General features: G+C 30.6%; 23 protein-coding genes and 1 pseudogene. 9 read left to right on the plus strand and 15 right to left on the minus strand.

Going from position 1 to position 19,913, the window contains the following annotated elements:
- Window positions 1–2 precede the first annotated feature (2 nt).
- A complete protein-coding gene (locus ERK18_RS01770) occupies window positions 3–479 on the plus strand; it encodes a nucleoside 2-deoxyribosyltransferase (protein ID WP_109586793.1) in 477 nt (158 codons plus the stop codon).
- Between the two features lie 737 nt (window positions 480–1,216).
- On the opposite strand, the gene ERK18_RS01775 is transcribed toward ERK18_RS01770, so the two are convergent.
- Both ERK18_RS01775 and ERK18_RS01780 read right to left on the minus strand, forming a co-directional pair.
- Window positions 1,217–1,309 (minus strand): putative holin-like toxin, encoded by a 93-nt coding sequence (locus ERK18_RS01775; RefSeq protein ID WP_081945322.1) that lies wholly within the window; start codon window positions 1,307–1,309, stop codon window positions 1,217–1,219.
- Window positions 1,310–1,719: 410 nt separating this feature from the next.
- Window positions 1,720–2,385: a type 1 glutamine amidotransferase gene (locus tag ERK18_RS01780; RefSeq protein WP_187154032.1), complete on the minus strand. Its 666-nt coding sequence runs from the start codon at window positions 2,383–2,385 to the stop codon at window positions 1,720–1,722.
- Between the two features lie 171 nt (window positions 2,386–2,556).
- Between ERK18_RS01780 and ERK18_RS01785 the strand changes: the two genes are divergently transcribed.
- Window positions 2,557–2,895, plus strand: coding sequence for a hypothetical protein (locus ERK18_RS01785; RefSeq protein ID WP_187154033.1), 339 nt, complete (start codon window positions 2,557–2,559; stop codon window positions 2,893–2,895).
- Window positions 2,896–3,015: 120 nt separating this feature from the next.
- Here ERK18_RS01785 and ERK18_RS01790 read toward each other — a convergent pair whose 3' ends face one another.
- Entirely contained in the window at window positions 3,016–4,410 is a 1,395-nt protein-coding gene (locus tag ERK18_RS01790; RefSeq protein WP_222710077.1) for an MFS transporter, read from the minus strand.
- A 215-nt stretch (window positions 4,411–4,625) separates the two neighbouring features.
- Here ERK18_RS01790 and ERK18_RS01795 point away from each other — a divergent pair, with 215 nt between their 5' ends.
- Window positions 4,626–4,904 (plus strand): hypothetical protein, encoded by a 279-nt coding sequence (locus tag ERK18_RS01795; protein ID WP_046325577.1) that lies wholly within the window; start codon window positions 4,626–4,628, stop codon window positions 4,902–4,904.
- A 59-nt stretch (window positions 4,905–4,963) separates the two neighbouring features.
- On the opposite strand, the gene ERK18_RS01800 is transcribed toward ERK18_RS01795, so the two are convergent.
- The 6 genes and pseudogenes from ERK18_RS01800 to ERK18_RS01830 all read right to left on the minus strand — a co-directional run bounded on the left by ERK18_RS01800 (window position 4,964) and on the right by ERK18_RS01830 (window position 9,673).
- Window positions 4,964–5,326: a hypothetical protein gene (locus tag ERK18_RS01800; protein WP_187154034.1), complete on the minus strand. Its 363-nt coding sequence runs from the start codon at window positions 5,324–5,326 to the stop codon at window positions 4,964–4,966.
- Window positions 5,327–5,632: 306 nt separating this feature from the next.
- The gene (locus ERK18_RS01805) at window positions 5,633–6,301 is read right to left on the minus strand and encodes a dTMP kinase (RefSeq protein WP_122052961.1); all 669 of its coding nucleotides are present in this window, start codon (window positions 6,299–6,301) and stop codon (window positions 5,633–5,635) included.
- A 450-nt stretch (window positions 6,302–6,751) separates the two neighbouring features.
- Complete coding sequence (locus tag ERK18_RS01810) at window positions 6,752–7,045, minus strand: MazG nucleotide pyrophosphohydrolase domain-containing protein (RefSeq protein WP_122052962.1); 294 nt, start codon at window positions 7,043–7,045, stop codon at window positions 6,752–6,754.
- A gap of 299 nt (window positions 7,046–7,344) precedes the next feature.
- Entirely contained in the window at window positions 7,345–7,971 is a 627-nt protein-coding gene (locus ERK18_RS01815) for a hypothetical protein (protein WP_122052963.1), read from the minus strand.
- A pseudogene (locus ERK18_RS09610) lies at window positions 7,937–8,874 on the minus strand (ABC transporter ATP-binding protein). Before ERK18_RS09610 ends, ERK18_RS01815 begins: the two are co-directional and overlap by 35 nt.
- Window positions 8,875–8,965: 91 nt before the next feature.
- Complete coding sequence (locus ERK18_RS01830; RefSeq protein WP_158595214.1) at window positions 8,966–9,673, minus strand: ABC transporter permease; 708 nt, start codon at window positions 9,671–9,673, stop codon at window positions 8,966–8,968.
- 827 nt (window positions 9,674–10,500) lie between these two features.
- Between ERK18_RS01830 and ERK18_RS01835 the strand changes: the two genes are divergently transcribed.
- On the plus strand, window positions 10,501–11,262 hold the full coding sequence (locus ERK18_RS01835) for a hypothetical protein (RefSeq protein WP_122052967.1): 762 nt from the start codon (window positions 10,501–10,503) through the stop codon (window positions 11,260–11,262).
- Window positions 11,263–11,524: 262 nt separating this feature from the next.
- Here ERK18_RS01835 and ERK18_RS01840 read toward each other — a convergent pair whose 3' ends face one another.
- The 6 genes from ERK18_RS01840 to ERK18_RS01865 form a co-directional block, all read right to left on the minus strand.
- Window positions 11,525–12,418 carry an EamA family transporter gene (locus ERK18_RS01840; RefSeq protein WP_187154035.1) on the minus strand — a complete coding sequence of 298 codons (894 nt, stop codon included), beginning with the start codon at window positions 12,416–12,418 and terminating at the stop codon, window positions 11,525–11,527.
- Window positions 12,415–12,576: a hypothetical protein gene (locus ERK18_RS01845; RefSeq protein ID WP_187154036.1), complete on the minus strand. Its 162-nt coding sequence runs from the start codon at window positions 12,574–12,576 to the stop codon at window positions 12,415–12,417. Before ERK18_RS01845 ends, ERK18_RS01840 begins: the two co-directional genes overlap by 4 nt.
- A 540-nt stretch (window positions 12,577–13,116) precedes the next feature.
- Window positions 13,117–13,461 carry a hypothetical protein gene (locus tag ERK18_RS01850; protein WP_187154037.1) on the minus strand — a complete coding sequence of 115 codons (345 nt, stop codon included), beginning with the start codon at window positions 13,459–13,461 and terminating at the stop codon, window positions 13,117–13,119.
- Complete coding sequence (locus tag ERK18_RS01855; RefSeq protein ID WP_261982420.1) at window positions 13,431–14,105, minus strand: HNH endonuclease; 675 nt, start codon at window positions 14,103–14,105, stop codon at window positions 13,431–13,433. Before ERK18_RS01855 ends, ERK18_RS01850 begins: the two co-directional genes overlap by 31 nt.
- Window positions 14,106–14,301: 196 nt before the next feature.
- Window positions 14,302–14,556 (minus strand): hypothetical protein, encoded by a 255-nt coding sequence (locus tag ERK18_RS01860; RefSeq protein WP_034978277.1) that lies wholly within the window; start codon window positions 14,554–14,556, stop codon window positions 14,302–14,304.
- A 27-nt stretch (window positions 14,557–14,583) separates the two neighbouring features.
- Window positions 14,584–14,847: a hypothetical protein gene (locus tag ERK18_RS01865; protein WP_187154039.1), complete on the minus strand. Its 264-nt coding sequence runs from the start codon at window positions 14,845–14,847 to the stop codon at window positions 14,584–14,586.
- Between the two features lie 203 nt (window positions 14,848–15,050).
- On the opposite strand from ERK18_RS01865, the gene ERK18_RS01870 reads away from it, so the two are divergent.
- From ERK18_RS01870 to ERK18_RS01890, 5 genes are all read left to right on the plus strand, one after another.
- Window positions 15,051–15,875, plus strand: a complete 825-nt coding sequence (locus ERK18_RS01870) for a helix-turn-helix domain-containing protein (protein WP_187154040.1) — start codon at window positions 15,051–15,053, stop codon at window positions 15,873–15,875.
- A 340-nt stretch (window positions 15,876–16,215) separates the two neighbouring features.
- Window positions 16,216–17,067 carry a DUF4097 family beta strand repeat-containing protein gene (locus tag ERK18_RS01875; protein ID WP_187154041.1) on the plus strand — a complete coding sequence of 284 codons (852 nt, stop codon included), beginning with the start codon at window positions 16,216–16,218 and terminating at the stop codon, window positions 17,065–17,067.
- Window positions 17,068–17,111: 44 nt separating this feature from the next.
- Window positions 17,112–17,963, plus strand: a complete 852-nt coding sequence (locus ERK18_RS01880; RefSeq protein WP_187154042.1) for a GIN domain-containing protein — start codon at window positions 17,112–17,114, stop codon at window positions 17,961–17,963.
- 36 nt (window positions 17,964–17,999) lie between these two features.
- Window positions 18,000–18,887, plus strand: coding sequence for a DUF4097 family beta strand repeat-containing protein (locus tag ERK18_RS01885; RefSeq protein WP_187154043.1), 888 nt, complete (start codon window positions 18,000–18,002; stop codon window positions 18,885–18,887).
- A 22-nt stretch (window positions 18,888–18,909) separates the two neighbouring features.
- Complete coding sequence (locus ERK18_RS01890; protein WP_187154044.1) at window positions 18,910–19,857, plus strand: GIN domain-containing protein; 948 nt, start codon at window positions 18,910–18,912, stop codon at window positions 19,855–19,857.
- Window positions 19,858–19,913 lie beyond the last annotated feature (56 nt).

Consider the following 19,913-nt stretch of genomic DNA (forward strand, 5'->3'; position numbering starts at 1 on the left):
TTATGACTAAAACAAAAACTGTTTATTTTGGTGCCGGTTGGTTTAACGATAAGCAAAACGATGCTTACAAAAAGGCAATGAAAGCCTTAGAAGAAAACCCAACCATTGACCTGGAAAACAGTTATGTTCCTTTGGATCATCAATACAAAAACATCAGCGTTGAGGAAAATCCCGAATATCTGCGTGATCGTGAATGGGAAACTGCAACTTACCGTGGCGATTTAACCGGTATTAAAGCCAGTGATGTTATGATCGGAGTATATCTACCTGATGAAGAAGATGTTGGTCTAGGTATGGAGCTGGGTTATGCTTTATCACAAGGAAAATACATTGTGTTGGTCATCCCTGATGAAGACTACGGCAAACCAATTAATTTAATGAGCTGGGGCGTTTGCGACATTGCTCTTAAAGTGAGCGAATTAAAAGATTTTGATTTTAATAAGCCTCGCTTTGGCTTTTACGATGGTGCTGTTTATTAAAAATAACATTTTGTCGAAGCAAAACTAAATATGACAAAAAACCGTTTCTGTTGAAACGGTTTTTGTGTGAGCAAGATATGATTGTTCAAGGTAGTTTAAGCTTAGTGTATAAAATTAACTGCATATTGCTAAATTAGCGCTAGCTTTGCAATTTAAAAATGCCTTATATACTTTAGCGCTATGAATTCTGCTCTATAATACTTAATTGCACCATAAAAGCATTCATGCTAAAATACAGGTGTAAGAAAAAGGAAGACTTACGCCAATAAGTCTTTCTCACGTAGAGTCGCCACAAAGGACGGTAACTGCGCTTATAATATTTTTTGTTTTACATTAAAACCGCCCAGCCAGTATCTAGGACGGTTTTTGATTTGCTCATTTATCATGATGCTTGTTAATAAAAACCGTTTCTGTTGAAACGGTTTTTGTATGAGCAAGATATGACTGTTCAAGGCAGTTTAGCTTAGTGCGTATAATTAACTGCATGTTGTTAAATTAGTGCTAGCTTTGCAATTTAAAATGCCTTGTATTCTTTTACGCAATGAATTCTGTTCTATAATACTTAATTGCACCATAAAGGTATCCATGCTAAAATACATATGTAAGAAAAAGGAAGACTTACGCCATAAGTCTTCCTCACGTAGAGCCGCCACAAAGGACGGTAACTGCGCTTATAGTTATAATTTTTTAAATTTATAAACCGCCCAGCTAGTATCTAGGACGGTTTTTTGATGCGATTATTTATCATGATGCTTGTCAATAAACATTAACAAGGTCAAGATAAACATGCCAAAGTTAAGCATTAAACTTAGCGCTTCGGCAGTGCTCATCAACTGCTGCTCCCTTCTTTTGGGAGATTGGAGTATGAATCAAGATAGTTCATAGGCCTCACTTCCTTCATGAAAGCGGCAGCTACCGTCCTTTTAACTTTTCTACGCTAATTAAATTATAACAAACCAATCCCAAATATTAACTGGATTTTATAAGAATTACCTATAATCATATACACCACGCCATTAAAATGGCTTGGTTTTTATTTTGAAGGTTATTTCAGTAGTTACAATACCTAATTAATGTACGCCCCAAATGCTAATCATGCCTCTGCCATGGTATCTGCCGTTTATAATTTTGAAGTAAGGTCTGCCCCAGCAGATAGTTCGTTTCTCGTAGTATAGCAATTAAAGTTATGGGAACAAATAAAGCGACACTCTTTAAAACAAATTTTCTATATCTAAATTATTTATTCTGTCAAATAATCTAAAATGCGAAACATTGCCCTTTTATTTTCCTTGGGAACAGGATGCTCAATAATTTGCTTAGCTGTTTGTTTAAACACCGAACCGGATAGATATTGCGCATCGTTGACCACAATTTCTTTGATATTATCTGTTTCTGGTTCTAAATGAAACTGCAAACCAACGGCTTGTTTACCTAAGACAAAACCCTGATTTTGTAAATTATCATTGGCAAATAAGACCTCAGCTTCTTCTGGTATTTCAAACATCTCTTCATGCCAATGTAATACTTCTAAACTTTCAGGCAAACCGCTAATTAATTTGGACTGCAACTTGACCGGACCCCAGCCCACTTCTTTAACTGGGGCCTTTTTAACCTGATAGCCTAAAGTTTTAACAATTTGTTGTGCGCCAAAGCATACTCCTAAAACAGGTTTTTTTTCTTGAAATAGCTGCTTAATTAACTGACGTTCCTGCTCAATCCATGGCAAATCATCATTTGGACTCATAGGACCGCCTAAAATAACTAGTAAATCTGTTGTGGCAGCAGTAGGCAAAATGCCAAATTGGTAGGGATGATATACATAAAAGTCATGGTAATGCAGGTCAGACCATTCGTGAATTGAACCAGGGCCTTCGTTTGGCGTGTGTTGTAATACATTAATTCTCATTATTTTGCTCCTTTTAAAATAATTTAGCATCATAATGTTTTTAATAAAATATTATAATAATGTTTTAATATTATTAAAGTTCAATGATAAAATAAAATTTAAGTCTATACAGTAAAAAGATTACTTTTTTATTGCGTAGCCTTATTAAATTTAATTTGAAAGATTCAAATCATGCTGAAATATAAACTTAATCCGAAAATTGCCTTATTTTTAATGGGCATTTTACAATTTTTAATTGGTATTCTTTTTATTTATTATCATAAAAATAAAATAGCTATATATACTTACTTTTTCTTTGGTGTGATATTACTGCTAGGCGCTATTTTCATTAAAACCACCCACCCTGTAAAAATTATTCAAAAGGCTAATCTGGATGGCGTAGAAAAGTTTTGCAAATACTTAAATTTAGCACTTTTAGCATTTTCTCTACTAGCAATACTTTTTGATAGGACTAATCGAACTTCATATATTCCGCAAATTGATGCATTCTTATTATTTATCCTATTTTAACCTATTGGTTCCAGGAAAAGTAGTAAATAAAAAGTAGTTCAATGTTCATTTTTAATATTGGAAGGCATATACTGAACGATAATTTTAATTATTGTGCTGAATTAAAAAAGTACCTGAAAATTAAAACAAATTTTGAGATGCTTTACTTTTCGATTTAGTAAAAATAAAGCAGACTAAAATGCAAACCAGTACGATCAAAGATAGGAATACTAACATATTGTAATTTAGTTTTAGACCTGCCAATGCCGCTAACTTTTTGTTTTTAAAACCTGTTTGCGCCAAGGTTACTAACGAAGCTGCTAGTGCTGTGCCTATCGCCCCAGAATATGATTGGGCAGTCATAAAAATGACATTTCCATCATTTTTGACATCAGTCGGAATATGGGATAAACAAAAAGTCATGATATTACCGTAGCTAAATCCCAAGCCAAACATAAAGCTGATATAAATAAAGACCATGTTGGTAATATTTGGGTTCAAAAAAATAGCAATTATAAAAGTGAGAAGAATTATTACTACTCCAAATTTTATTGGTAATTTTTGATTAATCTTATCGTAAATTATTCCAGCAAACGCTGAAACAACTGCATCTGTGATAGCAGCAGGTAAAACCAGCAACCCAGCTGTGGCCGTTGTTTGTGCAAAAGCTGTCTGTAACACGTTGGGTATCAAAAACGACATGCTCAGTGACATTAATTGCAACAGAAAAAATGCCAGCAAAAAGAAAGTAAACTGCCAATTTTTAAATAAACTAACTTTTAAAACTGCATGATTGCTATGCTTTTCAACCAAAATAAAGAAGAATCCAGTAATAATAGTGATTAATGCCAATATTAATTGCAGGTAAATATTATTGCCACTGGTAAAACCCAAAAGTACAAATAAAGCGGACAGGAGAAACGCAATTAAAAGTAAGCCGCCCTGAAAATCGAGTGGAATTTTTTCAGTTTTAGTAGTTTGAGTGATACTAAACTCGCCTAATACCCAGATCAATATAATTACTGGGATAATAAACAAAAATAAATTCTGCCACTGAAATAGTTTTAGAACTATTCCACCGTATACTGGACCAACTGCAGGAGCAAAAGCAATAACAAGAGTGCCAAGTCCCATAAACATGCCTACTTGCTTCTGAGGTGATTCTCTTAAGATTATTGAAAACATTAGTGGCAAACCAATGCCGGCAGCAACTCCTTGTAAAAGACGCCCAGATAGTAATAAGGCGAAGCTTGATGAAATTCCTGCTAAAAAAGTACCTAGTAAAAAGCATAAAACAGCTATTCTAAATAAAGAAACAACTTTGAATCTCTTTTGTAAATACGAACCAAAAGGAATAATAATCGTAGATACTAACATATAGCCTGTTGTTAACCACTGAACCGTTCTGGCAGAAATATTAAATTCAGTCATTAATTGGGGAAAAGCAATATTGAGTGCTGTTTCTATCACAATTCCCAAAAAACTAAGTATTCCCACTGAGAGTATTGAACCAATTAGCTTACTATTTTTTACCATTAAAATTCTCAATTCCTTTTGTCATTATTTTTTAGATACAATATCTAGTTAAATAAGTATATTACAGTAATATGTAGTACCAGTTAAGAAAAAGCGATTGAGTAGAGTATTGTTTTATAATACAAAATTTTGTCAACTAGCATAAAAAGCAAGGAATAATTTTTAAATTATACTTTAGCCAGATCAATAACCATAAATTGGAGTTACAAATTATCATGGAAAAAACAAAACAAGAAAATTTAATGAAACTTTTCAAAAGCACTCTAAAAAATTTAGAAACAGAATACACTGCTAGAGTAGATGATTATGATGATAACATTTACTTATCAGTTTTTACGAAAGAGGATTTCCGCAGGGCTTTAGGACTACTTGGAGCAATAGGTGCCTTTTTTAGTACCTCGTATTTACCTGAGCCTGAATTAGAGTTTCAAATTTGTATTAGAAACTACGGATTGGATTTAAGTGATCTGGTAAAAATGTTGCCTAAATCTTAATAATTCTCAACCTGTTATTTATAGATATATTAAGTAGCCTACATTTTTATAGGGTTGGCTTAATCAAAATATGCAATACTTTTTATTTTCCAATTCCAAAAAGAATTGGATTTTTTTTGCATATAAATCCCAACAGCTTTATTTTTGATACTTGCAACATAATAGCCCCGTTCTTTAGTTCCACCTTGAAAATCGCTAATTTTATGGCAGCGGTCACTAGTTTTAAGAGAATGTAAAAAGTTCGCTGTTTTTCTATTAGTTGCTACCTGGTTAATTTCTCGTGTATCGTGATTCCTTATTATGTGATTAACCTGGTACTGTGCTACGTCAGGTACATAGTCATTTGATGACCAATAGTAAAATAAAAAAAGACCTGCAGCAACAATACATGCAAATATACCAAATTTCACTTTTCTAGTCATTATTGCCACCTCATTTACAATATTGAACAAATAATAGTTCATTTTATTAAAAAAGCAATTCATATGATATTACATTTTTTAATGAATTTTGACTTTAATAGTCTTATATTTTTAGTTTCTTTTTTATTTAGCAAAAAAAGATCCAAAAAAGTTCAAATTTTTGCTTTTTAGATAAGCCGTTAGAACCCTCTTAGCTTTACGCTAAAGAAAACTAAAAAGCTCGACGTCTAATGAAAATCGACATCAAGCTGTAGAAATATTTAATTAAGTTTTTATTACTTTATATAAAAGTAAATAATGCCTATTTTATATAAATTCATTTATCTGAGACATAATTCTTTGACATGTTACTTCAACTGATTTATCACGTTTAACTTTGGCCCAATGGTATTTTTCTGCTAATTCTTCATAAATTTTTGACATATGTGTTTGTGTCTTAATAAAGTCCTTAGGATTTCCACCGAAACTTCCGGATTCAACTGGATTAGAATTCGAATCTGGACGTATACAATCTTCAGGCCGTGCTTCGAGAAGAATTGAAAGATCAGGCTTATAAAGAAAATCGAACTCTTCACTTGTTTTTAATGTCTTGGAGCTCTCAATTGCTTTTACCATTTCTTTATAAAAATAGCCATCTAAAATAACAGAAACACCTTTGTTTAAAAGTGGTATTATCCTGTGTTGTTCGAAAGCACTATACCAAACTAGAAAAAGATAACGCCAATGTTCTTTGTTAAAGCCATTAAAGGGGACATTTGGAGCCTGAGAAAAAACTTTTCCTTTTCCCCACATTATTGCATAAAGATATTCCATATGCTTTTTAACATAACTATTAGTGTTTGGAATTTCTTTTCTGTTTACATATTGCCATGTGGTATCTTGATCTTGTAAATAGTGTTCAATCAAGTACTTTACACAGGTTGTTTTTCCAACGCCATCTATACCCTCTAGGCTTATAAGTTTTCCACGTTTCATATTTTCTCCCTTTTTTAAAAATTATTCCCTTAAATGTATCAATCACAACATTTTTTGCATGCGTAATGTCTAATAATTAATCCCAATTTCAATTTTATCTTAGTAATCAGCGAGATCTCCAAATTACATGTAAAAATCATATCAGTTGATGTTTTTACATCTATTATTCTATATTTGTTCCCAAATTTTTAATAGCTTTTATCCTTTAATCTTTTTTACGAAAATATTTCATATTACTTTATATAAATTTTTGTGAATCATAGTTACGTTTATTCCATCTGCTCAATTATTTACAGAAAATAAAAAACTTCTAATTTGCTAAGCATAATTTTGTATGTCTTCAAATTAGCTAGATAAAAAACAAAGGGCAAATTTTCTGTTAGTAATAATGAATCATTTTCTAAAGATAGATTTTAATTTATTAGGCCAACTAAATTAAACACCCGAAAATTATGAGCACTTAATCCCTTTTTTATACACTCTTTTTTCGTTTATTTTCATCTTTTTAACTATATCTTCTCCTAAATCACTATCAAGAATCTCTGAAATGCCCAATAAAAAAATTGCCACATCCGCTAATTCTTCATTTATGTTTTCTTTATCTTGCTTACGCCATGCCTCAAAAAGTTCATTAGTTTCACCATACAACCTAAGTAATTCGAATTCTACATCAGTTGTATTAAAGCCGTGTTTCTTTTTGTTTTCAATAACGTCCTTTTGAAGTTTTTGTGTATTGATTATCATTTTACATTTTCCTCAAATCAAAATCACTTATTTTCCCAAGCTCTATTCTATGATTTTCTTAGAAATATTTACAAAAACTAAATCCCTAAAATAAATCTATAGTGCCTTTTTTTCTAAAATTTTTCTCACTTTTGTTTATCACAAATAAAGTAAAGAAAAAACATACCAAGTTAATAAAAATAAAAGTTAGCCACTCAATAATTCCTGGCCAAGAAAGAACTGACATCTTTCTCACTATTTGTAGAGTATAAGTAAGCGGAAAGATAAAAGAAAAGAAATACAAAAACTTTAAAAAAGATCTAATAGGAATTGAGACTCCTGATAAGTACTCCATCGGCGGTATTGAAAAGAATATACCAAATAGAAGTATTTCTACTCACTAAATATAAAGCACACATAAAGGTTCCCCATAAAGAAGCAGAAATAAAAAGGATCATACCAGCAATTGCATAGAACATTATTTTTATAAAAGGATTTCCTGAACTAATTAAGAAAATATAAAAATATATTAATACAAAAGAAAATATAATTTGTGGAAAACCAGACAATGCCCTGCCAAGCAAAAGTCCAAATCTATTTGCTGGACTTATGTAAATTATTTGCAATGTACCATCTTCACGATCCCTTTGGATTGATAAAGCTTGTGTAATCATAGCAGAATAAAATGAAAGTGACACAAATCCTGATAAAAGAAAAATTAAAAAATCTGAATGTGAATTGATACCGAAATGAGTAAACAATTTCAAATTAAAACTCTTATATGTAAACAAAGTAGTTAGAAGTCCCAAAAGTGGCCATATTATTGAAGCTACGATACCATTGAAACTCAAAGTATTTAACTTACTACATCTCAAAAATTCAGCAAATATTGATTGAATTAATAAATGTAATCTACTTCGTAATTTGTGTAAATAAGAAGTCTTCAAGTGTAATATCCTCCTTTTTCATTTCTTCTACTGAATAGTTTGCTAGCCTGTCATTTGTTATTACTTTTCTTATCAAATTAGAATGACCAAATACACTCACAGATAGTGGAGATTCCTTCTTAACGTCAACTACACCATCACTTTCTTTAAGCATCTTAATAAGATCTTGACTTACAACCTTATTGAAACTTATAAGAATTTTTTCACTTACTTTGGCTTCCTTTGATAACTCTACAGAAGATTCCTTGGAGGTTATCTCACCTTTACGTAGAAAATATATGTTATCGCATAATTCCGCTGCCTCTTTTAAGTAGTGCGTAGTTAACAAAATGCCTTTCTTATTATTGTGAGCTAGATCCGCAATTAATTCCCTCATTTCGGTCGCTATATCAACATCTAAACCAATTGTTGGCTCGTCAAAAAAAATATAATCTGGATTATTAATCATTCCTCTTGCAAATTGTAATCTTTGTTTCATACCTTTAGAAAGGTTTCTACTCTTTGACCACTGGCTTTTTCTAGCCGGACTAATTTTAATAGATTGGGAATTCTGCTTCTGTATGTTTCTTTCTCTATACCGTATAGCCTTGCAAAATAGGTCAAGTTATCGTAGGCAGTTAAATGCCAAAAAAGTCCACGCTCAGTGCCAGAAATTACATTAACTTTTGTCCTAAAATTAGTTAAATTCTTTTCTATAGGAGTGTTATCTTCATAAACTGTTCCTTCATCTGGTAAAAGCTCCCCAGATAGCATTCTTATAGATGTGGTTTTCCCTGCACCATTTAAACCAAGAAGACCTGTAATTTGACCTTTTTTTATTTCAATATTTATACCTTTAACGGCTTCAACCACATTAACATTATTATTGTTGGAAGCTTTTTTTAAGTTTTCCCCTTTAATCATTATGCCAAACTCTCCAATCTTACCTTTATAGTCTTTTTTAAGAAAAAATATCCTACAGTCAAATAGATAATTGACAAAAAAATGTTAAATATTATATCATTTTTCCAAGATCTATATTTATCAGAATTGCTTTATTTCTAAATATGTCCAAAGCAGATGTTAATGGGATTGCCTCAGAAATATATTGAACCCACTTAGGTAAAAACTTAATAGGAAAAGAAATACCACATAAAAAACTAATAAGTACACTAATTGTATTTTGTACCAAATAGGTATTATTAAAGAAAAGCATTATAGAGCCGACAAACACAGCTATGGAAATGGAACTAAATATGATTAAGCCATATCCGATTATCAACTGTAAAAAGCTTATTTGCGAGTTAGTTATAAACAAAAAAATAAAGAGAATTACGCTTTCCAAAAAGGATAAGATTATTCCTGTAAGACTTACAGCAACCAAATAAATTAATAAATTTGCACCTGAGTATATATAATATTGGAAGGTCCCTTGTCTGAACTCAGTAACTATTGATCTTCCAATCGACATTAATAAAGAAAAAGAAGCTGAATATGCAATAAAACCTAAAAAAAGAAAAAGCACATAGTTACTACTGCTGCTGCGTTTAAAAGCAGAGCTTACTTGTTGATTGAAAACAAAAAAATAAAGAGAGAGAGGTAGTAATAAGCTTACTAAAAGAGAAACCACACGTTGTGTAACTAGAGATAAACCATAAGCACTAAAATTATCTTTTATTGATCTTATAAAAACAGCATTAAAAACATTAACTATTTTTTTCATAGAGCCCCCAATATTCATAAAAAACGACAAAAACTAGTTTTTATAAAAAATCGTAGATTCAAATTAAAAAAATATATAGTTTTTTTAAGCCCTTGTCAAATTCTTAAAAAATAGCAGGGAAAACAAAAGATTTCGATGCTATAAGTAGTATTTTTGTACTTAATTCATAGCTTTTTATATTATTATTTTGCTCATTTAATACTACTTTAAATTTAATATCTGCGCTTTTTAGAATTAATATAATAATCAAAGAAACAAAATAATAAATCTGATATTAAAATAAATTCATCATAGCTTTTGAAAAAATTGGTAACTTATCATATATAGCTCATTGGCATTTGTTTAATTTGTAGCCTTTTTAAATTAAGTAATTGTACTAATGGACGCTTAACTTTTTTATAAAATACTAATAATCTATCGTTGCTTAAGAATGGCTATACGGTGCTGATTAATGTTGGTGAGAATAATTAAACGGTATTTTAATATTCGATAGAGATGAATATTATTAAAAAGCCCCAAAAATTCATTTATCAATTTTGATAAATGATTCAAAATATAGAAGTTTCTTCCAAAAATTCAGCTACTGTCTTTAAAAGAAAATTTAACGACTATCGGTCACGAAATTTAAAAAGGGCAAGCAAAGTGTAACCTAAATAAACTTTTTAAGTGGTGAAAATGATTTTGATTTGAAAGTAGAAGGTTCACCTGAAGAGATTGAAAGTGTATGATTATAGTTATAAAAAATTCTCTTGTATGGTACACATTAAAAAAAGAAAAGTTCGTATAATTTTATTAATCACTATTTAGTAAGGAAGTAGGGATAAATTATGGATAAGTTAGACATTTTAAAAAAAGCAACCAAATTATCAGACCCACAGAAGGATATTTTACATTTAATAAAGCTTAAATGTAATATACAGAAGGATATTTTATATGCATGTGTATACTCGTCTAAATTTGATGGTTTGGGAAATAAATTTTCAGATTTAGATGTTTACGTTATAGTCAGTGATGACAAGGCTTATGTAAAACGCCTCAGTTTTGTTTTGGGTAATATACCACTTGATATAGAGGTAATTTCAAATAAAAAAATTAACAAAATTCTCCAAAAAAATAAGTACGATTTAACCGATGGTGATATAAAAAGATTATGGAGGATAAAAATAAGTATGCCTGTCTTTAAATCTCTAGAAAAATTAGATGGAATAGCACACTTTGATATTGCAAAATTGGTATTTGATTTGTCCAATGAGAAATCATATGAACTTGAAGATGATGGAAATAAAATGTTTAAAGTAGAAAACTTTATTTCTTCCATTGAGTGTTTTAGATCATCTATTATCTATTCAATAAAAGCACGTGGTTGCCTTTACGATCGTGTGATTCTTAAAGACAAGTGGCTTCTTTATTCTTTCATAAAAAATAATGGTTATAATAATCAACAGCTGGCGAAACGCGTAGAGCAACTTTTAGTCTTTCCCTGCGTATCTAAAAACAATATATCTAGTTATAATAATAATTTAGCCACTTTAGCAGAGAATTTGCTATTTATAAACAAATTAGATTTTAATAGGAAAGAAAAAAGATAAGAATCGAATCAGCAAAAAATTAGGTATGATTTAAGGTGCCATTACTATTGGGTAGCACCTTTTTATTATGCTAAGTTATAAAAATTTATGAAATCCTGATTTTAAGCTATCAGCTAAATGATCAGCTTCGATTTTTTGAAGTAAACAAACTTGCTCTAGTGCTGCGGCTTTATTTTTCTGACAAGAAGCAACTCTGGCTTTAGCTACAAGTGATTTATTATATTAACCTAATTCTTTAATAGCACCCCAAAAACTGTTCCAGTTACTTTGAAAACAAAGCCAAGATAAAAATAGCCACAATTACCAAGATATCTGCAAATTTCATCTTTTCTTTAAGGAAAATATCGCCAAAGATGACGCTGTATAAAGAGGTCATGTTTAAAAAGATCCAGGCAATGCTTGAGTTGGGTGAAGACGTTGCCAAAGTATAAGTTACTTGCGCTAAAAGAGTCAAAACCGCCCGAGAACCATAAATCAGATAAACCTTACCTTTAAGATTTTCAGCGCTGATTTTAAGAGTTCTATTTTTATAAATAAAAGTAATTAGGGTAATTAAACAGCGCACATAAATTGTCATGATAGTAAAAAAGACCAGATCAATCGGTTTGATTAGGCCTTTAGTTAATAACGGTGAAAGTGCCGCTTGAATAATCAACAAGGGCGCAATTACGGCAAAAGTCGTCAACAGGTTTTTCAAATTTAAATTATTGTGGCGCTGTTCGAAAACAATATAAATAACCACGATCACCGTGGAAATAATAGAAACTAAATATGAGGATTTGCTAAAGTAGCCCATAGTCAGCAAAATGGCCCAAGGAATAAAAAGATCGGTCACCTTGCTCAAAAGCACAGACTGCATAATTGAAACTTTTTTGAACACATAGCTGTAGCCATAAGCGACGATTTGAGCCAAAAAAGCATATAAAAGGACTTTAATAATATAGTTGTTGGTTATTCTGGGACTGGGAAAACTGTGCAGGACGTAAATCAGGAAGAAAGTCACTAAAACCGAGCTGCAAATATTATTTAAAAAGTTCACATCAATTGAGCTTTGCTTGCGATAGCCCATTTGGTAACGGTCAATAACTGATATTATTCCCCTGGAAAATGACGAAATAGTGGCAAAAATAATCAACCAAATATTACTGATAATCATGCTTCCTCCATATGAAAAACATAGTCTAAAACTATTACTAATATTTTGGTCTTTGCAGCCACAATTAAAAAGTCAGAGAAATATTTATTATCAATAACTATGAGTTGTCTAGTTACTAAAATCCAGCCATTGGACATACAAAGTTTAAATGTATTCAAATGATATCCACTAACGACTAATCATAAAAAACACATTATTTGGTTTGAATAGTATTTTATTATACACCAAGTTTAAAATTCAAAAAAGTGGCTAGGAGACTTAAAGGGCTTTCATAAATACTAATATTAAGGGCAAAGACCATCTGAGAAATTAAATAGCATTGTCTTTCTCAAAAAGACTACGTTGCTCTTCATTTAAGTCTCTACTCTTATTTACTTAAATGTTATGCATACTAGTCCATATTTCGACTTTTTCGCAAACTGATCTCTACTTTTAAAATTACCAACAACCTTTCAGCTTTCCTTTATCAACAAAATTATTGGTCAATTACGGTATTGTTATCAATGGGTACAATGGTTAGGAAAAGTTGATTTTAACTTAGCAATAAATTTAATAAGAGAATTCGTCATAGCTCTTAAAAAGCAACATATAAAAATGACTGGCTATCATTTGCATAATGATAACCAGTCCTTAACTATATATTGATAAGCTATTCTAATTAGTAGAAAAATTTCCTTTAAATTTTATTAATTTCAAATTTAACTCAGCCAATTATCTATCTTAGATGTTCCACACATATCCGTTCCCTTAGGATCCAGCGCGTTTTCTATTTCTTTTCCAGATATTTCGTTCCCATTTTCTTTTATTTTCTCAAGATTATCTTTGTTAACTATATTTATAATGAACTGATACCCACCGTTTTTATTATCCCTATTTACATATTTATTATTTACTTTTTTATATATGGTATAGTATTTTCTAAAGCCAAAATTTTTTTGCTCTCTAACTAAGCTATATCTTTCGTCATTATCTATTTTTGCTTTATAAAAGTGATAGCACTCACTTAACCTTCTTATGTATTTTTTCCTTTCTCCCCGATACATTCCTCAGGATCGCCAAAAATCCTATTAGACTTTTTTTCGTTGCAAGGCTCACAAACTAATGCCCAGTTTTTATAATAATCATTGCCGCCCTCTTTTTTAGGGACAATATGATCTATTTGACTATCAGTAAAACAAAGATCTTTACTACAATAAGCACATTTTCCGTCATATAAGTAATAAACAATTCTTTTTTCTTGTTCATTTAAAGGCGGGGTATTATTAGGAACTTTAAAACCAAACCTGCTGTGATATTCTGCTGCCCCAATAATTTTGCAGCCATTTTCTTTCATTCTATTGAGAATCGTATTTTGATTTTCAAAGTCTGCTTTTTGCATATCTTTTAAGACGTAATCCTCTTCAACAACAATAAGAAGTTTACAATCTGCTTTGGTAGAAAAGTCTTGAATATCTTCAAATACTTGCTTTACATGAGATGCAGTTTGACTTTTACTGGATTTCGTGCATAATATTTCGCCATTATGAGTGGAATATAAATAAGAAGAATTCCTCCCCATATAGCCAATTGCATTAAATTTTGTTAAGTCAATGTCATTAATTTCTTTAATCTTGCTACAAGGTAAACTCGAAAAAGACATATTCCTTAATTTGTGTAGTAAATTAATTTTTTTATTGCACTGAATCATGGCTATCACCTGTTCTTAAATTTGGATTATTATTTTGTCACTTTTATAATAGCACATTATTACTATACATGTATTCAAAAAGCTTATTTTAATTTTTATCATAAAAAAATGCTTCTTATAATTAGATTACTAATCTATTAATAGAAGCACTTTAACGTTAAAATTCTTATTACAAATTATTTTATGCTTTTAATAACTAATCGTTCAAAGCAACTTTTCTGAATATAAAATATACTGCTGCTAGTGCACATACCTGAACTACTCCAAGAAGAATGCTGACACTGTTTAAAGCAGTGAAATTCTTAAATAGCAAGTAAGATACAACTGGGGGTATAACAATAATTGCAACCGCTACACCCGCAAAAATTTTGTTAAGAGCTTGCAGTTGCTCTCTTCCTGTATATTCCATTCCAGCAAATAATACAAGAAGTAAAACCATAATCCACAACATTTTTTCACCTCATAAATACTTTATCGTTTATTTTGTTGATCGACGATCTTTAAACATATAAAAGAAGCCTAACAGAATAAGCAAAACTATTAGAGAATAAAAAGACGGTATAATTTGGCCAAATTGAAAATTATGTATTACTAAGTCATAGGCTAATAAGGCAACGGAGGTTAATATCAACACCATTCCGCGATTAGTTCTAAGAAATTTGATTATTGGATTATCTTTATAAATTTTACCAAAACACCAACATGCAATAATCAAAGCTGTAGTTGCTATAATTTCAGTCATGTATTATCCTCCTTTCCGAATTAATGTATAAAAGACATATTCTTACTTCGTTATATGTAAGATAACGACTTTTTAATCGACGAAATAAATCAGATATAATTATTGATTTATTTCTAAACTAAGAATAACATTAAATCATTATTAATAATGTGCAAAATCAGCACATTATTCTAAGAATAAATAAGTATAAACAGAGTACAATCATGAGCAATTTTGGCAAAACAATTCATAACCTTAGAACTACACGTAAAATGACCCAGCAAGAATTAGCACAGGATTTGTTTGACCGCAGCACAATTTCTAAAATTGAAAATGCTGAATTATCAACGACTTACGAAAATGAACTTAAATTAATAGAACGATTGGGTCTAAACCCTAATGAGTTTGAATATATTAGTAATGGTTATCATATTAGTACCAAAAATCAGCTATTGCATCGTTTTTTAAACCTTGACGGCAGCATTGATCAAGACGAAATAAAAACTTTGCTAGAGGATTGCCTTTGGGTCAAAAACGATAATGATATTAAACGTATTGCCATTATCCTTAAATCTCTATTATTAGTTGATAAACCAAAGGGATTTACTCATGCACAAGAACTTGTTCAACCAATCTGGTTCGACTCCCTTAGTGATCTCCAAGTTTTCACAGTTACAGATATTACAATCCTTAATTCCATCTTATTTGCTTTTGATTATCGAACAGCAAACGAAATTATTGCCAAGATTATTGCAAATATAGACAGTCATTATCCGTTTATGAAAACTCTGAAAACCAATACGCTAATTAATCAGGCAATAATACAAATGACGCATCACAAATTTAAGTTAGCTGTCACTACTTTAAATAGTTTAAAGCCTTTATTAAAGAGCCAAAGACAGTATGATAAATTGCTTGTTGTTAATGCTCGAATTGCAATTTGTCAAAAACACAAATTAGAAGCACTAGAACAGATTAGTTTATTAGAAAAAATTGGTGCTGATAATTTAGCAAGGCATTTAAAACAGGAAATCGCAGAGTTTTTTTAAATAAAAACATTAATGCCCACTTCTAATGTTACTAACAAAAGCCATCTAAAAATAAACCTTTGAAATTTCAAAGGTTTATTTTTTATCTTAAAAAATTAATTGCACAGTAGCTAATCGTCATCAAAATGAAACATACCTTTTTTTATTTACTATTGCCTATCACCTAAAAAATCTAATATCATATATTGTATAATATATGTGAAGATAGTATAATACTGTTAATAATAAACAAGCAAAATTTTTATTATTAAAAAACAGAATCTGCTTTCATACTGTCGTAATTAATTTAACTAAATATTGAGCGTCAACTCGTTTAAATTAAAATGAGGGGGTAATTATAATGAAAAAGATTTTTAAAATTGGCATTTTTTGTGGAATTGTTGGTTTTCTTACATTCGCAGGTTTGAAAATAGATAGTGCTTTACAAAAGCCTCAAGTAGCAGAAGCCAAAACTAATCAAACTACCAAAAGAGTTTACACAGTTAAAAAATTTAATAAAATTAAATTTTCTTCTTCCAGACCCAATACTATTGTTACTTTAGGTAACAAATACCAGGTCAAAATTAAAGCTAAACGTGGTGGAAATGCACAAAAAATTAAAACCAAAGTGAAAAATAAGCAACTGACTATTTATGATAAGTCAGAAAAGCACTTTAAGGATGGCTATTATGAAGTCACTGTTACTGTACCAAGTAAAAACGCTTTGAAAAAGGTATCAGGATATTTACGAGGAGGTTCCGTGTATTTAGAGAAGTTAAATGTCCCAGTAATAAATCTTAAGTCAAACATTGCTTATTTAGCTCTGGATCATATTTTTTCTCAAAACGTTAAGTTAAAGATTAAACATCAAGTTTTAGACATAATGGATTCAAATTTACAAAATTCTTCCATTAACATTGGCAAAGGCAATATAGCTTTTAACGATAGCAAGATCAAAACTAAAGTATTCATTGCCAAAGGCGGCATGCTTATTAATGATTGTACTTTCTTGGGTGATAGCTCGTTTACTCTTAACAAAGGAGTATTTTCGATGACCGGTGCGCCAAAAATCAGTTATGATTTGCGCGTTGATCCTAAACATAAAATTGTAACGGATACTAAAGATCATCGTAATCGGCTTCTTATATCCGTACCAAACAAGCCAACCGTTAAAGTAACCAGCAAAAATGCAAATATAGAATTTTTTAAATAAGCTTTACTTGTTTAAATTTAATATAAGTATATTAAGGAAATAAAATGAAAAAGATTTTTAAAATTGGCATTTTTTGTGGAATTGTTGGTCTTCTTATTTTCGCAGGTTGGAAAATAAATAGTGCTTTGCCAAGGAATCAAGTTACAGAAGCTCAAACCAATCAAATTACCAAAAGAGTTTACACAGTTAAAAAATTTGATAAAATCAAATTTTCTTCTTACAAACCTAATACTGATGTTACTTTGGGTAACAAATACCAAGTCGAAATTAAAGCTAAACGTGGTGGAAATGCACAAAAAATCAAAACCAAAGTTAAAAATAAGCAACTGACTATTTATGATGAACCGGAAAAACACTTTAATGATGGCTATTATGAAGTAACTGTTACTGTGCCAAGTAAGAATGCTTTGAAAAAGGTATCGGGATATTTACGAGGAGGCTCCATATATTTAGAGAAGCTAAATATACCAGTAATAAATTTCAAATCAAACATTGCTTATTTTGCCTTTGATCATGTCTCTTCTCAAAATGTTAAGTTAAAAATAAAACATGAAGTTTCAGACATAATGGATTCGAATTTAAAGAATTGCTCTATTAACATCGGTAAAGGTAATATGACTATTGATGACAGTAAAATCAAAGCTAAAGTGCACATTAGCAAGGGTGGCATGACAGTTGTTGGCAGCACTTTCATGGGTGATAGTTCCTTCACTCTTAATAAAGGATTATTTTTGATGACAGATGCTCCTAAAATAAGTTATGACCTGCGCGTTGATCCTAAGCATAAAATTGAAACTGACAATAAAGATTATCATAAACGCCTATCTATTATCGTACCGAACAAACCAACTGTTAAAGTAATTAGTAAAAACGCAAATATAGAATTTTATAGATAGATTTAGCTTAGTTTTTCAGAAAAGAAGATATAAACTATGAAAAGATTATATAAATTAGGCAGCGTTATAGGAATTGCAGGATTATTGATACTTACTGGCATTAAAGCAAGTAATTTCCTACATAATTCTCAGTATCAAGATGACAAAGTCGTTTTTGCCAAAAAGTCTGGATCTCAAAATAAAGTCAACAAAAGTTTTAGTGTTAAAGATTTTGATCAAGTCAAACTTAACACCAATAGGCCTGATATCAAATTCGTTGTAGGGAATGCTTTTAGTGTACAAGCCAGCGGAACTAACAGAGCTCATATTGAGCTTACCAGAGTCAGCGTTAAAAACAGAAAACTAACTATCTATGACAAACCTACCGGTCATCATAATTATGGCGGATATACAGTTACCATAACGGTTCCTAATAAGAACTCTATAAAAAAGGTGACTGGGAATTGTGATATCAGTGATATCTACTTCAACGGTTTGAATATTCCAAGTGTTGATGTCAAAACAGGCTATGGCGATGTTATCCTTAATCACGTCAACTCTGAAAATGTTAGTGTCAAGCAAACAAATGGTGACTTAAAAGTCTTAAATTCAACAATTAAAAACAGTACAGTTAAATTAAGCGTTGGAGATTTAACAATTAAAAATAGTAAGTTCAAAACAAAGGCCAATTTAGCTTTAGCACCTGACTTCAAATATAGTAGTGTCAAAATTCAAAATTCCAGCCTTTTAGGAAATAGTTCAATTAATTTGGCTATAGGTGACTTTGTTATGACGGGTGCTCCGAAAATCAGTTATGATTTGACAACTAAACCAAAAGGTAAAATCAAATTTCAAAGCAGACATTACACTCATCAATTTTCTAAGACTGTTCCTAATCAACCACTTCTTAAAGTTAACAGCAGAGGAAATATTAAAATAGATTAATTAAAATGAAGGTAAATTAGAAATGAAAAAGTTTTATCAAATATGTGGCAGTATCGCTACTTTAGCAGCTCTTCTTTTTGTAGTTGGCAAAGCAAACAACAATTTTTCGAAAACTGGAATCGTTGATGCAAAAGCCAGTCAAACTACAAAAACAAATAGCTACAAAGCAGTTGTCACAAAAACAAAGAAAGGCAAAGTCAAGAAAACTTATACTGTTCCCAAATTTAGCCAAATCAAACTTGCTTGTTACAGACCAGATGTGGTCATTGACTTAGGTAAAAAATTTAAAATCACTGTTATAGGAGAAAAAGGAGCCGATGTTAATAAAATTAATACAAAAGTGGACAACAATCAGCTTACTGTTTATGATGAACCCGAATATAAATTCAACGATGGTGACTATCAAATAAATATTACCGTTCCTCACAAAAATAGCGTAAAAAAAATAACTGGTTTCAATTATGAATATGGCGTCATAATAGATAAATTGAATATTCCCAGTATTAATTTAAGCTCAACTGCAGGATCCCTTTTTATTTCAGATGTTAAAGCAAATAATGTGACCTTTACAGTTAAAAGCTATGATGCCAAACAAAATCATGACGAGAATAATGAATGCATAGATGTCTTTGATTCTAAATTAAAAAGCAGTAATTTCAATGTAAATAAAGGAAACATTTATATTTATAGTAGTAAGCTAAAAACTAATACTTTTATCAATCATGGCAATTTTAATTTTGGCAGCAGTAAAGCTATTGGCCAAAGCACAATCGATCTAAATACCGGTAATTTTAGTATGTTCGATATGTTTGATTTGCCAAAAATCAATTGTGACCTTACAACTGATTCTACACAAAAAATAAAAGTTGGTAAAAAATACTATTCTCATCATTTTTCTACTTCTTCCCAAGCAAACCCATTGCTTAAAGTTACCAGTAAAACTGGCAAAATTTCAATATCTAAGGATTAAGCTATATAGTCTAGAGTCAAAACTCACACAGTAAAATTAGTCAACCTAATCTGATA

Source organism: Lactobacillus kimbladii (assembly GCF_014323605.1).
Classification (GTDB): domain Bacteria; phylum Bacillota; class Bacilli; order Lactobacillales; family Lactobacillaceae; genus Lactobacillus; species Lactobacillus kimbladii_B.